This is a genomic window from Buttiauxella cochleicola (assembly GCF_021283185.1).
Taxonomy (GTDB): domain Bacteria; phylum Pseudomonadota; class Gammaproteobacteria; order Enterobacterales; family Enterobacteriaceae; genus Buttiauxella; species Buttiauxella massiliensis.
The window spans coordinates 487,233-502,837 of the sequence record NZ_JAJSOS010000001.1 but is presented as its reverse complement, the minus strand read 5'-3'; the positions used below and the strand labels follow the sequence as shown (position 1 = coordinate 502,837).

15 protein-coding genes and 1 pseudogene are annotated in these 15,605 nt (G+C 47.5%); 5 read left to right on the top strand and 11 right to left on the bottom strand.

Going from position 1 to position 15,605, the window contains the following annotated elements; translation table 11 throughout:
* Positions 1 to 59: 59 nt before the first annotated feature.
* On the top strand, positions 60 to 782 hold the full coding sequence (locus LVQ76_RS02210) for a GntR family transcriptional regulator (RefSeq protein ID WP_232904153.1): 723 nt from the start codon (positions 60 to 62) through the stop codon (positions 780 to 782).
* Here LVQ76_RS02210 and LVQ76_RS02205 read toward each other — a convergent pair.
* Positions 770 to 1,969: an enolase C-terminal domain-like protein gene (locus tag LVQ76_RS02205; protein WP_232904152.1), complete on the bottom strand. Its 1,200-nt coding sequence runs from the start codon at positions 1,967 to 1,969 to the stop codon at positions 770 to 772. The genes LVQ76_RS02210 and LVQ76_RS02205 overlap by 13 nt on opposite strands.
* Positions 1,970 to 2,273: 304 nt before the next feature.
* Between LVQ76_RS02205 and LVQ76_RS02200 the strand changes: the two genes are divergently transcribed.
* Positions 2,274 to 3,644: a PTS transporter subunit EIIC gene (locus LVQ76_RS02200; RefSeq protein WP_151994764.1), complete on the top strand. Its 1,371-nt coding sequence runs from the start codon at positions 2,274 to 2,276 to the stop codon at positions 3,642 to 3,644.
* Positions 3,645 to 3,695: 51 nt separating this feature from the next.
* Here LVQ76_RS02200 and LVQ76_RS02195 read toward each other — a convergent pair whose 3' ends face one another.
* The 4 genes and pseudogenes from LVQ76_RS02195 to LVQ76_RS02180 all read right to left on the bottom strand — a co-directional run bounded on the left by LVQ76_RS02195 (position 3,696) and on the right by LVQ76_RS02180 (position 7,004).
* On the bottom strand, positions 3,696 to 4,367 hold the full coding sequence (locus LVQ76_RS02195) for a methionine ABC transporter permease (RefSeq protein WP_232920867.1): 672 nt from the start codon (positions 4,365 to 4,367) through the stop codon (positions 3,696 to 3,698).
* Positions 4,352 to 5,143: a methionine ABC transporter ATP-binding protein gene (locus tag LVQ76_RS02190; RefSeq protein ID WP_232864131.1), complete on the bottom strand. Its 792-nt coding sequence runs from the start codon at positions 5,141 to 5,143 to the stop codon at positions 4,352 to 4,354. The genes LVQ76_RS02195 and LVQ76_RS02190 overlap by 16 nt, the downstream gene beginning before the upstream one ends.
* Complete coding sequence (locus LVQ76_RS02185) at positions 5,140 to 5,949, bottom strand: MetQ/NlpA family ABC transporter substrate-binding protein (RefSeq protein WP_232864132.1); 810 nt, start codon at positions 5,947 to 5,949, stop codon at positions 5,140 to 5,142. Before LVQ76_RS02185 ends, LVQ76_RS02190 begins: the two co-directional genes overlap by 4 nt.
* A gap of 18 nt (positions 5,950 to 5,967) precedes the next feature.
* A pseudogene (locus tag LVQ76_RS02180) lies at positions 5,968 to 7,004 on the bottom strand (isopenicillin N synthase family dioxygenase).
* A gap of 312 nt (positions 7,005 to 7,316) precedes the next feature.
* Here LVQ76_RS02180 and LVQ76_RS02175 point away from each other — a divergent pair.
* Positions 7,317 to 7,574: a type B 50S ribosomal protein L31 gene (locus LVQ76_RS02175; protein ID WP_064516693.1), complete on the top strand. Its 258-nt coding sequence runs from the start codon at positions 7,317 to 7,319 to the stop codon at positions 7,572 to 7,574.
* 3 nt (positions 7,575 to 7,577) lie between these two features.
* Positions 7,578 to 7,718 (top strand): type B 50S ribosomal protein L36, encoded by a 141-nt coding sequence (gene ykgO, locus LVQ76_RS02170; protein WP_232920866.1) that lies wholly within the window; start codon positions 7,578 to 7,580, stop codon positions 7,716 to 7,718.
* 43 nt (positions 7,719 to 7,761) lie between these two features.
* Here the strand turns inward: ykgO and LVQ76_RS02165 are convergent, their stop codons facing one another.
* The 6 genes from LVQ76_RS02165 to acrA form a co-directional block, all read right to left on the bottom strand.
* A complete protein-coding gene (locus LVQ76_RS02165) occupies positions 7,762 to 8,220 on the bottom strand; it encodes a YlaC family protein (protein ID WP_134183996.1) in 459 nt (152 codons plus the stop codon).
* A gap of 101 nt (positions 8,221 to 8,321) precedes the next feature.
* A complete protein-coding gene (maa, locus tag LVQ76_RS02160) occupies positions 8,322 to 8,888 on the bottom strand; it encodes a maltose O-acetyltransferase (RefSeq protein ID WP_232864135.1) in 567 nt (188 codons plus the stop codon).
* Between the two features lie 322 nt (positions 8,889 to 9,210).
* Positions 9,211 to 9,429 (bottom strand): hemolysin expression-modulating protein Hha, encoded by a 219-nt coding sequence (hha, locus tag LVQ76_RS02155; protein ID WP_034458066.1) that lies wholly within the window; start codon positions 9,427 to 9,429, stop codon positions 9,211 to 9,213.
* 30 nt (positions 9,430 to 9,459) lie between these two features.
* Positions 9,460 to 9,834, bottom strand: a complete 375-nt coding sequence (tomB, locus tag LVQ76_RS02150; protein ID WP_034458068.1) for an Hha toxicity modulator TomB — start codon at positions 9,832 to 9,834, stop codon at positions 9,460 to 9,462.
* A gap of 554 nt (positions 9,835 to 10,388) precedes the next feature.
* The gene (gene acrB / locus LVQ76_RS02145; RefSeq protein WP_232864136.1) at positions 10,389 to 13,538 is read right to left on the bottom strand and encodes a multidrug efflux RND transporter permease subunit AcrB; all 3,150 of its coding nucleotides are present in this window, start codon (positions 13,536 to 13,538) and stop codon (positions 10,389 to 10,391) included.
* A 22-nt stretch (positions 13,539 to 13,560) separates the two neighbouring features.
* Positions 13,561 to 14,760 (bottom strand): multidrug efflux RND transporter periplasmic adaptor subunit AcrA, encoded by a 1,200-nt coding sequence (acrA, locus tag LVQ76_RS02140; protein ID WP_034458072.1) that lies wholly within the window; start codon positions 14,758 to 14,760, stop codon positions 13,561 to 13,563.
* Between the two features lie 143 nt (positions 14,761 to 14,903).
* Here acrA and acrR point away from each other — a divergent pair, with 143 nt between their 5' ends.
* Entirely contained in the window at positions 14,904 to 15,545 is a 642-nt protein-coding gene (gene acrR / locus LVQ76_RS02135; RefSeq protein WP_151994773.1) for a multidrug efflux transporter transcriptional repressor AcrR, read from the top strand.
* Positions 15,546 to 15,605: the final 60 nt, after the last annotated feature.

Sequence of the window (15,605 nt, the reverse complement as noted above, 5' to 3'; positions counted from 1 at the left end):
GTTTTCCTCTGCCTATGCGGTGGGATAACCTGTGAAAGTGAGTGACTGGTGAGCAATAAATGAAGAAAAAAGAGTTTGTTATTCAGGATCTGTTGAGCAAAATTTATCAGCACAACGATAACCAAAGGCGAAAATTACCGCCTGAGCGCCAATTAGCATTGGAATATGATGTCTCGCGTTTCACGATTCGTAAAGCGCTGGAAAAGCTGGTCAGCATTGGGGTCATTGAGATTATTCAGGGCTCCGGGATTTGGATTAATCCGCAGGCCAGAAATAACCCATTGGTCTATAACTCCATCACCGAAAAGCATTTCGACCAGATAGCCTTTCGCATGGTTAATCTGCATAAGAAATTACCCAATCGCGAAGAGCAGCAAGTATTTGGTCTGGGTAAAGAGGACTACATTTGGCAATTTTGCCGCCTGCGTTATGTTGAAAATCAAAAGATACAAATTGAAATTTCGCGCATGCCAGTACAGGACTTTCCCGATCTGAATCAGCAGGTCATCGAGCGCTCGATTCAACAATATGTGCTGAGTAAAGGGTTGCGGATTTCGCACCTGTTAACCAGTTATCAGGCGGTAGCAGTCAGTAAAGAGCAGGCGGTATTGCTGGAGTGTAAAAAAGGTATCCCGGCGATGCACATCATCAACCGGGGAATTCTTGAAGGAGGACGGGTTTTTGAAATCAGCGATATCATTGATATCAATTATTCCTGTACCTACGTTACCCCCTATAACCACGATAATTTGGCCTGGCGGCAGGGCATTCAGGGAGTGTGAATGGCTCCGTTAGGTAAGCGGCTTTGCGTCCACTCATGTGGGCGATACTCCACCGGGAAGGTTTCCGCTCTTTGTTGGTCGAAACCTACGCCAATACCCGGTTTTTCAAGCGGATAAATATAGCCCTTCTCCGCAACCGGGCTACCTGGAAAGACCGATTCGGTATTTGGCTTATTGGGAATAAATTCCTGAATCGCTGCATTGTGCAGATGGATATTTAAATGGGTATTTACCGCTACGCCAATTGGCGTCATATCCGATGGGCCATGCCATGCCAGGCGTACACCGAATGCCTGACATAGAATAGCGAGCTTCAATGCAGGGGTGATTCCACCAATTTGCGAAACATGGCAGCGGATAAAATCGATGCGGCGATTAACAATCAAATCATGCCATTCGGCAGGGTTATTAAATAGCTCCCCCAAAGCAAGTGGAACCGAAGAATGCGCGCGAACCTGCTCAAGCCAGGCGCTTTGTTGCGGCGGTAAAATATCTTCGATAAACCATGGCTGGTATGGCTCAAGAGCTTTTGCCAATTGCACCGCTTGTTGTGGGAACAGACGCTCATGTACATCGTGAAGTATATGGAACTGGTTGCCGTACTTTTCGCGCAGAGCCTTAAACATTGCCACAGTATTGGCCATGTATTCGTCCTGATCGTAGTAGGCGCCGGGAGTAGGTGTCTTTGTGGCATGCAACCCCTGAGGTGTTCCGCCATAAAACCCTAACTGACAGCGAATGTAGCGATAACCTTGTGCCAAAAGTTTGTCGACTTCCAGATACAAACCTTCAAGCGTTTCACTGGCGGCGTGGCTATATGCTGCGATAGCGTCTTTCGATTTACCGCCAAGAAGTTGGTATAGCGGCATTCCTGCCAGCTGGCCTTTAATATCCCAAAGTGCCATATCGACACCTGCGATAGCGTTATTGATAACCGGTCCGTTGCGCCAGTAAGCGTTGACCATCATCAGCTGCCACAGATCTTCAATGTTATTGGCATCGCGCCCTATTAGCAGTGGTTTGAGATATTCATCGACCATCACTTTTACCGCCAGGGGGCGTTGCTGGAAGGTCGCACATCCATGACCTATTACACCCTTATTGGTGGTGACACGCACCGTAATCAGGTTGTGACGGTCAGGGCGGGTAATAAAACATTCAATATTTTCAATAATGGTTGGTTGCACGAGATTACTCCACAGACCTTGTCAATCGCGGTCATTTACTCATCAATTAAAGGCTTCTGTTATTTACTATCACCTTATTTTTATATGTGGGTAAACCATTATTTTTGCTTATTTTTATTGGTCCGTAAAATAGTTGAATGTGACCTAAATACCATACCAATTTGTTAGTTTGATGTGTTTGATGCCCTTTGTTAGGCGTAATTGTGATGTTGCTCAAAGTTTATTGGTTTGTTTTGGTTCTTTCGATTCTCTACCATCTCAGGCATTCAACACATAATAATTAGTAATTCTTTGGGAGCGACAGATGGGGACTCGTGATGCAATTAATAATATTATTCACCTTGTAGGTGGTGCGGATAATATTAACAAAGCCTGGCACTGTATGACGCGCTTGCGCTTCTCTCTGATTGATGAGAATAAAATTGATCAGTCCGAAATTAAAAAAATCCCCGGTGTATTAGGGGCGCAGATTCAGAGTGACCAATTCCAGATTATTATTGGCCCGCAGGTGAACAGTTGGTACGAACAGCTGAGCAGCGCGCTGGATACATCTGGTGAGCAAATTGCCCCCGCGACTCACAAGAAAGCCCGTAAAAGCCTGGTGTCGATGTTTATGGATACCGTATCGGGCGTGTTTGGGCCGATTGTTCCCGCTATCGCTGGCGCCGGGATGATCAAAGGTCTGTTAGCAGGCTTGATTGCACTTAAATTCGTTTCGGCAAAAAGCGATACGGTAATTGTCATCGATTTAATTGCCAGCGGCGTGTTCTATTTTTTACCGTTTTTCCTCGCTATCTCTGCGGCACGTATCTTTAAAACTAATGAATACCTGGCCGCAGCGGTGGCGGCCTGCCTGATGTATCCATCGCTTATCGAAGCAGCAAAGTTACTGGCAAGCCATGCGCCGAATGCTGTCGATACGTTCTATTTTCTGAACGTGGTACCGGTTTCGGTATTTAACTACGCCTCAAGCGTGATCCCTGTGATTTTCTCGGTTCTGGCCCTGAGCTACATCCATCGATGGGTGGACCGGTTTATGCCGGATGTATTGAAAACGGTATTTACTCCGACGCTCACTTTGTTCCTCGCCGCGTTAGTTGCGCTGGTGGTGATCGGGCCGTTGGGGATCTATCTGGGTAAAGCGTTGGCGTGGTTTATTGAGGGGCTGTTTGGTGTATCCGCAAGTTTTGCAGGATTGGTAGTGGGAGCCATTCGCCCGGTAGCGATTTTGACCGGAATGCACCATGCGATGACACCAATCGCACTGCAAAACTTTACCGACCGCGGCTACGACATGCTGATGCCAATGATGTTTATGGCTAATATGGCGATTGCCGGATCAACGTTTGCCATCTGGAAGCAAAGTAAATCTCGCGAAGAAAGATCGGTGGTTCTGCCCGCGGCTATTTCCGCATTACTGGGTATTACCGAACCTGCGCTGTTTGGTGTTCTGACGCGCTACAAGAAAGCGTTTATCGCCGCCACGGTTGCCAGCTCCATCGCCTCGGCATTTATTGCCTTCTTTGGTGTGCGTTTGTATGGCTATATTTTATCGAGTATTTTCAGCCTGCCGGCTTACATCGGGCCATACTTTATCTTTGCTTTGATGGGGGTGGCGCTGGCATTGGGATTGTCATTTACGCTGACTACTTTGCTAGTGCGCGAGAAAGCCTGAAAAACTGGCGGATGACGCTTGCGCTTATCCGCCCTAAGAAAGATTGCGAAATTAACGTCGGTGCGCCAGGCGGCGCACCAGACGGTCTCCAATACTTTGTACTAATTGCACCATCACCACCAGAATGACAACGGTGCCCACCATGACCTGGTCATTAAATCGCTGATAACCGTAGCGAATTGCAAGATCTCCCAGGCCGCCACCGCCAATCACACCAGCCATCGACGAAAAGCCGATTAGCATTACGATGGTAAGGGTGATCCCTGCCAGCAGAGCAGGCAGCGCTTCGGGCAGCAGTACTTTGCTGATGATATGCCAGACATTTCCTCCCATGGATAAAATGGCCTCAATGCGACCTTTATCGACCTCATCTAACGCGTTTTCTACTACCCGCGCAAAGAAGGGGAAGGCGCCAATTGTTATCGGAACCACTGCGGCTGTGCTGCCTAACGTGGTGCCGATAATTATGCGGGTAAAGGGGATCAGCGCAATTAATAGCACAATAAACGGCAGTGAACGACCGATATTCACGACACTACCAATGACCTGATTGAATAGCGGAGCGGGCAATACTCCATCACGGCGAGTGAGGAATAAAAGCACCCCCAACGGCAATCCAATCAGCACGGTAAAGAGTGCTGCGAGGCTGACCATGTACAGCGTATCCAGTGTGCCATCTAACAGTAATGGCCATAAATCATCCCAGTCTAGGCGACTTCGCATAATAGACTCCTTGTCACGCCGATACGGCGTAAGAATGCTTGTTCGGCCGCATCTCCAGGGAGTAACGCCTGGCGCAGACGGGAGCTGGGGATGAGCAGTAATTCAGACAACGAGCCGCTTTCTATAAGCCTGCCGTTTTCCAGCAATGCTGCGTGGTCGCAAATAGCTTTCACGACTTCAAGTTGATGGGTTATCAGCACAATGGTGACCCCCAGTTTATGGTTAATATTTTTTAGTAGTGCCAGCACGGACGCGGTAGTTTCACTATCTAATGCGCTGGTTGCTTCATCACACAGCAGAACATCAGGATGAGCAGCCAGCGCGCGAGCAATCCCCACACGCTGTTTTTGCCCACCGGAAAGCTGAGAAGGAAAAGCCTGTGCTTTATCGCTAAGGCCGACTAACTCGAGTAGCTCAGTGATGCGTTTTTGCCGCTCTTCACGGGGAAGTCCCGCAATTTCTAACGGTACGGCGATGTTGTCCGCCACATTTCGCGCATGAATCAGGTTGAAGTGTTGGAATACCATTCCGGTGCGTTGGCGGTGTACCCGCAACTCGCGGTTATTGAGAGTGGTGATATCGACACCTTGCATCAGAATGCGGCCCGAAGTGGGCCGCTCCAACAAATTAAGGCAGCGAATCAAGGTGCTTTTTCCAGCGCCGCTGCGCCCGAGAATGCCGTAGATTGCGCCGTCTGGCACAGTCAGTGAGACATCATCCAGTGCCGGTTGGCCTCCTCCGGCATACACTTTGCTCAGCCGCTCAAGGGTTATCATGACTGTGGCGTAGCAACCGGGATCACTGAGCCATTAAATTGCTTGCGAATAAAATCAGCAACCTGCGGTGATTGCAGATCTTTCGCCAGCTCCTTGATGCGTGGATCGTTTGCCAGATTTGGGTTGGTGACCAGAATATTGGCATACGGGTTATGAGTGGCACTTTCCAACCCCAGCGCATCTTTTGACGGAGTTAACCCAGCTTCCAATGCGTAGTTACCATTAATCACGGCTAAATCGACATCATCCAGCGAACGCGGCAGTTGCGGTGCTTCGATTTCAATTATCTTCAGCTTTTTAGGATTGCTGGCGATATCGCGCGGTGTCGCCTGGTTTTGCGCTGCATCTTTAAACTCAGGTTTCAGGGTGATAAGCCCTTTGTCCTGCAAAAGATAGAGTGCCCGACTTAGGTTGGTGACGTTATTTGGTAAGGCGATGGTGGCATTTTCCGGCACCGCTTTCAGGTCTTTATATTTGTGTGAGTAAATCCCCAGTGGCTCGATGTGAACAGTGGCCGCAACGGTGAATTTTTTACCTAACGCTTTCTCCTGGTCGCGTAAATACGGAACATGCTGGAAGTAGTTGGCGTCCACATCGCCGTTGGCCAGCAGTTCGTTGGCATTTACGCCGTTACTGAGCTCAATGACTTTGAGTTTTAAATTAGGATCGATTTTCTGCACAAAGGCCAGAATTTCTGCGTGTGGTACAGCATCTGCTGCAATACGTAAGGTATCTGCTGCTTGAGCACTGAAAGCCAGAGTCAAAGACAACGCGATCCCTGCCAGTTTAAAAGAGGCATATTTCATGGTGGTTTCCTTCAATATTTAAGCGATGAGTTCAGTGCTGCTACGCAAGACATCCGGATAATAACGTTCTGCCACGTCGGGATGAGATCGCAGGCGGCCTTTCAGGTAATTCCAGCCAACATCACGCAGTAACGGGTTGTGAGGATCGCTTTCCGGGCCATGAGCCTGGCTTGCAAGCTCAGGAGGCAATGTATAAACCGGAACCACGGCATCTAACTGTGCGCCGAGGAAAAATGCGATGGACTGGCGCTCCCGCCCTGGCGGTGGAGAAACCACTCGATGAACCGTGGCGCGCAAGTAGCCATTGGTTGCCAATTCAAGCAACTCACCAATATTTACCACAAAGCTACCGGGCAAGGGGCTGCATCTATCCAGTTATCGGGGTTGACTTCAACCTGTAAACCCTGCTGCCTGTCTTGTAGCAGAAAGCTTAGGAAGCCGGAGTCCTTGTGAGCGCCAACACCCTGATTGCTATCGGTAGCCTGTTGGCCAGGATAGCGAATCAGCTTGATATGCTCGTTGGGTTTGTTGCCATACAGGTCATCAAAGCTATTAGCCGGTAACTTCAACGCTAATGCAAAAGTGCGTAGTAATTTCAACGCCACAGCGGTCATTTCACGCTGAAATTGCAACAGAGTCGGCTTGAGAGTTGGCAACGATTCAGGCCACAGGTTGGGCCCTTGCAGACGCAGCCAGCCAGGCTGCGATGGACTGACGGAAAGTACCGGGCGTTCAGCGCCAATATCAAATTGCTCACGCCAGTCAGGTTTACCACGTGTTAATTCGCTGGCGGCGCGGTTATAACCGCGAAAATGCGGGGAGTGAATCATCGCGACCTTTTGTTTTTCTGCGTCAGGCAAAGAGAAAAACAGCTGGGCTTCATCCTGAACGGCCTGTTGCAGTTCCGGGCTGATGCCATGATTTATCAGATAAAAGAAGCCGATGTCACGAGCAGCATGGCGTAGTTGTTCAAGAAAGGCTGCGCGATCGGTATCGGTGCCATCAAGGGCTAAGAGATCGAGTATTGGCAATGCCTGGGTCGTTGTTTTGCTCATTTTGAACTCCACGTAATTCAGATGTTTTCCCGTCACGTATTGATGTTTTAGCCCAACAATAATTTTCACAACGACAGCGCTGACTCATTGTTTATCCCTTCTGGATTGATGTGTTGTTCGTGGAAATGACATTGCCGCAAGTGCGTCACGCCGCCCAATATTGTTATCTTCTAAGTTATTGCCGGGTGGGGTTCTAAGCATTTGCAGAATTTGGCAATCAACGGTTCTTAAGCTTTGTTGCCAAACAGGCTTGCTTTTTTTTCATTCATCTTTTACCTTGTTGTTATGTTATAACATATCTTGGAAAAGAAAATGAAACGTGACATCCATCCTTTCTATCGAACAGTCGTGTTCCACGACACCACCGCCAATGAGTTCTTCAAAGTGGGTTCGACTATCAAGACAGACCGGGAAATTGAGCTTGAGGGTGTGAAATATCCCTATATCACACTGGAGGTTTCATCGGCCTCTCATCCACATTACACCGGTAAACAAAGAACATTCACCAATGAAGGCAGTCCGGCTCGTTTCCAGCAGCGTTTCGGTCGTTTTTTTGGCAAGGGAGAGTAAGAGATGCAGGTTCTGAATTCATTACGTAGTGCAAAGCAGCGCCATCCAGATTGCCTGCTTGTGAAGCGTAAAGGGCGGCTGTATGTGATTTGCAAAAGTAACCCGCGTTTCAAAGCGGTGCAGGGCGGGAAGAAGCGGCGTTAAGACAAGGGGTACTTCGCCCCTTGGCTCTTATAAGCTGTGAACGTTACGGACGTCCGAGCGAGAAAATATCGTAAAATGAGAGCTCGCCTTTCGTCGCCACCATCTTATGCAGTAACGATTTTTGTTGTTCGTCAACACCAGGGGAATGCAGGATTTTATCGATCAATGTGGGTGGAACGTTACGCGTGTTGTACCACTCACCGTTATAGCAAACGCGTAAATCAAGCACATCAATATCGTCATAGCGGTAACGGGGATTCACATCAAAAAAGAAAAAGCCGTTTAGCAGCGCAAACAACACAACCAATAGCCAAACCGATCCCGACAGAGTATCCGATTCCAGCATCACCCATAGTGTTGCGAACCAACCTATCCACATGCCGATAAATAACCCCGGATGCTTGCGAATAAAGCTGATGCTAAAACGCGGGCGATTGTCGCGTTTTTCTTCCGCATTGAGTTGTTCGATTGTATCGGTGAGCAGACGCTGAATTTCAGTCATGATGGCCTTCTGAACAGGAACGCGACAGGCAGAGAACTGTTATTTTAAGAAGCCCTGCGAGGGTAAAAAAGTAACAGTTTCGCCATAAAAAACCATAACAGTTAATGTGGCGTGTCAGGCACCATTTTAATCAGCCGAGCTGGGTTTCCAGCAACTACCGAGTTCGCCGGAATATCTTTCGTGACGACGGAGCCGGCACCTATCACTACATTATCGCCAATAGTCACACCAGGGTTGATAACCGCGCGCCCGCCAATCCAGACATTATTGCCAATCGAGACAGGTTTACCAAATTCAACACCACTGTTGCGCGTTTCAGCATCCAGCGGATGAGTCGCAGTATAAATGTGAACACCTGGGGCTAACATACAATTCTCACCGATGTGGACAGGACAAACGTCGAGAATCACACAGTCAAAATTGGCGTAGAAGTTTTTGCCGAGGAAAATATTGTAGCCGTAATCACAACGAAACGATGGCTCAATATAAGCATCCAGACTTTGGCCTAATAGTTGTTCGAGCAGTTCACTACGAATGGCCTTTTCATCTGGAGCGGTGTGATTAAAACGGTGAATCAGATGGCGCGCTTTTACGCGGTCATCTCGAAGCTGTTGGTCTGCAGGGCGATAAAGTTCGCCTGCAATCATTTTCTTTTTTTCTTCACTCATGGTGATGCCTTTTAAAATAGACAGGACACCCGTTACCCTAAGCGATTAGTTTGTAATTAATGTGGCTATAGTTCCTTTTTGTGACGGTAATCACATGGTTAAATGTGCTATTAACAATCACAAATTAAGGGGAGCGACGGACAGAATGTAGTAAGCCTTACAAAAGAGCGATGAGCAGCTTGTATCTCGAAAGCTGAACAGCCCAGGATAAATATCTATTTAGCACTCTGTTAAGTGACTAAAAGAGTTTCTGAATCCAGTTGCGGCTGATTACAACAGCATGTCAGTCTGAAACCATAAAGGTAATAACAGTTAAGGGGTATTAGCGGATAAATTTCCATACGGATGGTGGTATTTTATCGTAAAGCTTATTCATGGTCAGTTCAGCCAAACGGTGGTCTGCTGCTGAATAAAATACAGCCAACTCATTATCTGGTAATTCGTATTTATTCTTTTCGATTACGCGCTCTAAAGTGTCAATTGTTTGGCAGCGTCGCAGGCGCATCAAATAATCGGTCTTAGTAAGTGGTTTTGTTGTCATGAAATCACCTTATTACATCTTGTAATAGTTCTAAAAGGAGAGGCTTACAGGGTTAGCGCGACTCTCTGTGACGAAACATCGGAATAACCGATTCCCGGACTTACGCCATTTCTGCAAGTCTTGGGCATTGATGCCATAGTTACTGAACAGCATAAATGTATCGTCTAAATATTCGTCAATTTGTTCAATCAATTTACTCTCATCATCGTACTTAATTTTGTAATTAAGTGCGAAAGCAGCAATATGCTCAATCAATTCATTCAACTGCAAGTTAATGGCCGACGTAGGATCATTAACCCAACCATGATTACTCTCGCCAAGGTTGGTAAGGCAGTCATGATACAGGTTTTCGCAGAGAAATTTAAGCTGCGCGATATCATGCCGTTTTGGTGAGTATTCGTCCATAATGCAGCCCCTTTTTATCGAAGAAAATTTGATAAACAAAACGCCTTGGGGTGGACACACCTGGATGAGGTGGGAATCAATTACAACGATTATTCCATATACGTTTACTATAAATCAATCCGTAGTAGATTTCCTTTCACTATTACGAAAAATTACATTTACAGCAAAGCTGTTTACTCTAACGTAATGTTTATTAAGACTTTCACTTTTTTTAAAAGCATCGTCTGATAAATTAACTTAAGTGAACGTTTGGGAAAGCAGTTTATATTCAATAGGTTAATATTGTGTTGCTGCAATGAACCTTAAACGGGGAGTAAATAAGGGGTTAATTAAGAATCATCCTAATATATAAGTATGAACCTTCTTGCCTTATCTGCCAGTGAATTTAAGAAATATCTTGTCATCATATTTAAGTCCAACTGAGTTCTTATTGCAACATTTAGTAACCTATCGTAGAAAAAGCCAGCAACTATCGTTATTTATTAATATGACAAATAGGAACCGCAGATATAAAAAAGGCCGCTTGCGCGGCCGTTAAATTGCAGATTTAAGACTTACTTGTGGTGCTCAACAGCGTGAGTGTGTTCAACATCTTCAGACTTACGGCTGAAGCGACGACGAACTACCACGAAGAACACTGGTACGAAGAAGATAGCCAGGACTGTTGCAGTAACCATCCCGCCCATAACCCCTGTACCTACGGCGTTCTGTGCACCAGAGCCTGCACCCGAGCTGATTACCAGCGGCATTACCCCGAGGATAAATGCCAGTGATGTCATCAGAATCGGACGCAGACGCATACGTACGGCTTCGAGCGTGGCTTCAATCAAGCCTTTGCCTTCTTTCTCCATCAAGTCTTTGGCGAATTCTACGATAAGTATCGCGTTCTTCGCCGACAAGCCAATGGTTGTCAGCAGGCCTACCTGGAAGTACACGTCGTTGGTCAGCCCACGCATCGTCGCGGCAAGCAGTGCACCGACAACCCCGAGTGGAACAACCAGCATGACCGAGAATGGAATCGACCAGCTCTCGTACAGTGCAGCCAGACACAGGAACACCACTATCAGGGAGATGGCATACAGGGCAGGGGCCTGGTTACCAGATAAACGTTCCTGATAGGACATACCCGTCCAGTCATAACCAATACCGGTTGGCAGTTTGCTGGCCAGCTGTTCCATCAGGTCCATTGCTTCACCGGTACTCTTACCCGGAGCTGCCTGACCAAGGATTTCCATGGACGGTAAACCGTTGTAACGTTCCAGACGCGGTGAGCCGTATTCCCAATGCGCAGAAGAGAACGCTGAGAATGGCACCATTTGTCCGGTAGAGCCGCGGACATACCAGTTGTTGATATCGCTAGGCAGCATACGGAATGGCGCATCCGCCATCAGGTAAACTTTCTTCACACGACCACGGTCGATGAAGTCGTTCACGTAACTACCACCCCATGCAGCACCCAGTGTGGTGTTGATGTCACTGATAGAAACGCCCAATGCTTGCGCTTTTTCCTGGTCGATATCGATTTTGAACTGCGGCGTATCTTCCAGGCCGTTTGGACGCACGCCCACTAACAGATCAGAGTGTTTAGCGACTTCACCAAACAATTGGTTACGCGCCTGAGTCAGTTTTTCGTGCCCAAGGTTTGCCTGGTCAATCAACTGGAAGTCGAAGCCCGTTGCTGTACCCAGTTCCACGATAGCTGGCAGGTTGAATGCGAACACGATGGCATCTTTGATTTTCGAGAACTCGGCGCTTGCGCGACCAGCAATCGCTGGAACCTTGTTCTCTTCACCAGGACGCTCATCCCAATCTTTCAATGATACGAATGCCAGACCTGTGTTCTGCCCCTGACCAGAGAAGCCAAAGCCGTTAACGGTAAATACGGAGTTAACGTTGTCTTTCTCTTTTTCGAGGTAGTACTTGGTCACATCATCAAGAACGGCTTGTGTACGTTCTTGCGTCGCACCTGCAGGCAGCTGTGCCATGGTCAGGAACACGCCCTGGTCTTCATCTGGCAAGAAGGAACTTGGCAGGCGAATAAACAGGAAGGCCATGCCAACCACTATCAGCAGATAAAGCACTAAGTAACGACCGGTGCTACGCAAAATATTACCGACGCTGTCGGTATAGTGATGCGTGCTCTTGTCGAACATGTTGTTAAACCAGCCGAAGAAACCTTTCTTCTCGTGGTGTTCGCCTTTCGCAATTGGCTTAAGCAGGGTGGCGCAAAGTGCTGGTGTCAAAATCATTGCTACCAGTACAGAAAGCACCATTGCCGATACGATGGTAATAGAGAACTGACGATAGATTGCACCTGTAGAACCGCCGAAGAATGCCATTGGTATAAATACCGCCGACAGTACCATCGCGATCCCGACCAGAGCGCCCTGAATCTGCTCCATTGATTTGCGTGTGGCTTCTTTTGGCGGCAATCCTTCTTCCACCATTACACGCTCAACGTTCTCTACTACCACGATGGCATCATCAACCAACAGGCCTATCGCAAGCACCATCCCGAACATCGTTAGGGTGTTTATCGAATAGCCAAAGACGGCAAGGATGGCAAACGTCCCCAACAGTACCACTGGTACCGCAATCGTTGGAATCAATGTGGCGCGGAAGTTCTGCAAGAACAGATACATTACCAGGAACACCAGCACGATTGCTTCAACGAGGGTTTTTACTACCTCTTTGATAGAGATTTTAACGAATGGAGTGGTGTCATATGGATAAACAACTTTCAGACCCGCAGGGAAGAATGGCTGTAGTTTTTCCACAGTGGCACGTACCGCATTGGCGGTATCCAGGGCGTTAGCACCGGTTGCCAGTTTGATACCTAAACCAGAGGCTGGTTGGCCGTTGAAACGTGCAACAACGTTATAGTTCTCGCCGCCCAACTCAACTTTTGCCACATCTTTAAGCAGAACACGTGAGCCATCCTGATTCACTTTCAGCAAAATTTTGCTGAACTCATCGGCAGATTTTAAACGGGTTTGAGCAATGATAGAGGCGTTAAGTTGTTGACCTTTAACTGGTGGAGTACCACCTAACTGACCTGCTGCTACCTGGGCGTTCTGCGCTTTGATAGCGGCAATAACATCAACCGGCGTGAGCTGATAATTGTTCAGTTTGTTCGGATCCATCCAGATACGCATCGCGTACTGAGCACCAAACAGCTGAACATCACCAACACCGCGAGTACGGCTGATCGGGTCTTTAATAGTTGCGCCAACGTAGTCCGAAATATCTTCCTGTGTCATGGAACCATCGGTGTTGATCATACCGAGAACCATCAGGAAGCTACTGGAAGACTTTTCAACGCTAACACCTTGCTGCTGTACTTCTTGAGGAAGCAATGGCATCGCAAGTTGCAGTTTGTTCTGAACCTGTACCTGTGCGATATCCGCGTCAGTACCAGAATCAAAGGTAATGGTGATGGTTACAGAACCAGAGGAATCACTGGATGAGGACATGTACAGCAGGTTGTCGATACCGTTCATGTTCTGTTCGATAACCTGTGTAACGGTATCCTGTACCGTTTTCGCATCTGCACCAGGGTAGTTTGCTGAGATCGAAATTGCCGGTGGCGCAATGGTTGGATATTGCGCGATCGGTAATTTCATGATCGCAAGCCCGCCCGCCAACATAATAATGATGGCGATTACCCAGGCAAAAATCGGGCGATCGATAAAAAACTTAGCCATGTCTTAACGGCTCCTGTTTAAGTTAAGACTTCGTTTGTTCAGACTGTGCGCCAGCGGCTGCTTGATCCTGGCCTTTATTTTCTGCCGCCACTTCCTGCGCTTTCACCTGAACACCGGGTTTCACTTTTTGCAAACCGGTCACAATAACGCGATCACCATCCTTCAACCCACTGGTTACCAGCCATTTGTCGCCGATAGCTTGAGTTGCGGTGATATTGCGTACTTCCACTTTGTCTTCTTTACCAATAACCATTGCTGAAGCATCACCACGCGGTGTACGAGTTACACCTTGTTGTGGAACTAACAGCGCGTTTGGATTGGTACCTTCTTCCAGTTGTGCACGAACAAACATGCCCGGCAGTAATGTTTTATCTGGGTTCGGGAAGATAGCTCGCAAAGTGATAGAGCCGGTGGTCTGGTCAACCGTCACATCAGAAAACTCTAAAGAGCCTTCCTGCGGGAAAGTGATACCGTCGTTGGTCACTAATTTGACTTTAGCTTTACCGTTTTCTTGTTTCAGTTTGCCTTCTGCCAGCTCTTGCTTAAGGCGCAAGAAATCATTGCTTGATTGGGTTACATCGACATAAATCGGGTCGAGCTGTTGTACGGTTGCCAGTGCAGAAGCCTGTCCGCTAGTCACCAGAGCGCCTTCTGTAACAGAAGACTTACCAATGCGACCGCTAATAGGTGAAGTCACTTTGGTATATGCAAGGTTAATGCGAGCAGTTTCAACGGCGGCTTTAGCAGCCACAACAGATGCGTTTGCCTGTTGAGAATCGGCAAGTGCAGTGTCGTAGTCTTGTTGACTGATGTACTTAGTACCTAACAGTTTCTGATAACGTTTAAGCGTCAGCTGAGCGATGTTTGCACTTGCTTGTGCTTTAGCGAGGTCGCCTTTGGCGCTGTCATATGCTGCCTGGTATGTTGCAGGGTCGATTTGGTACAGCGACACACCAGCCTTGATTTCACTTCCTTCTTCGAAGTTACGTTTCAGGATGATGCCACTGACTTGTGGGCGAACTTCTGCAATACGATAAGCGCTTGTACGGCCAGGAAGCTCTGTAGTTATCTGCAAAGGAGCACTTTTCAGAGTTACCACACCCACTTCTGGGGTATGCGGCGCACTCTGTTTTGTCTCTTTGTCATTACATCCTGTAAGTACTAAGCTGCCTGAGAGCATCAGAATGGCCGCCAGAGGCGTAAACCCTCTGTTTTTGTTCATATGTAAACCTCGAGTGTCCGATTTCAAAGTTGTTCAATGGATCAAATGTCCACAAACCCATTGCTGCGTTTATATTATCGTCGTGCTATGGTACATACATTCACAAATGTATGTAAATCTAACTACCGTTATTTCACCCACTTATGGCACGAAAAACCAAACAACAAGCGCTGGAAACACGCCAACACCTTTTGGATGTTGCAATCCGCTTGTTTTCACAACACGGAGTTTCCGCAACTTCGCTTGCAGATATCGCAAAAGCAGCGGGAGTAACCCGTGGTGCAATCTACTGGCATTTCAAAAATAAGTCGGATTTGTTTAATGAAATCTGGGAGCTAACTGAGTCCAGTATTGGCGATTTAGAAACTGAGTATCGGGCAAAATTTCCTGACGATCCACTTTCTGTTGTCAGAGAGTTACTTATTTACATATTACAAGCAACTGTCGCCGATGAACGCCGCCGCTTAATGACCGAAATCATCTTCCATAAGTGCGAGTTTGTAGGTGAACTGGCTGTTTTACAACAGGCCAGGCGCGAACTTTATATGGAAGGAAACGAGAGAATTGAGAGCAGTTTGCAGCGTTGTATTGATGCTGAAATGTTACCAAAAAACTTGCGACTTCCCCACGCCGTTATTTTACTGCGTAGTTATATTACCGGGCTGATTGAAAACTGGCTGGTTGCACCGGATAGTTTTGATCTCCACAGCCAGGCCGAGGACTACGTCGCCATTCTGCTGGAAATGTTTCAAACCTGCCCAACCCTGAGATCCATCCCACAATAAAAATATGCTTATTAGGGTAATTCCGAACATAGTTGACCAAGGTTTTTCCGAAAAGACGTG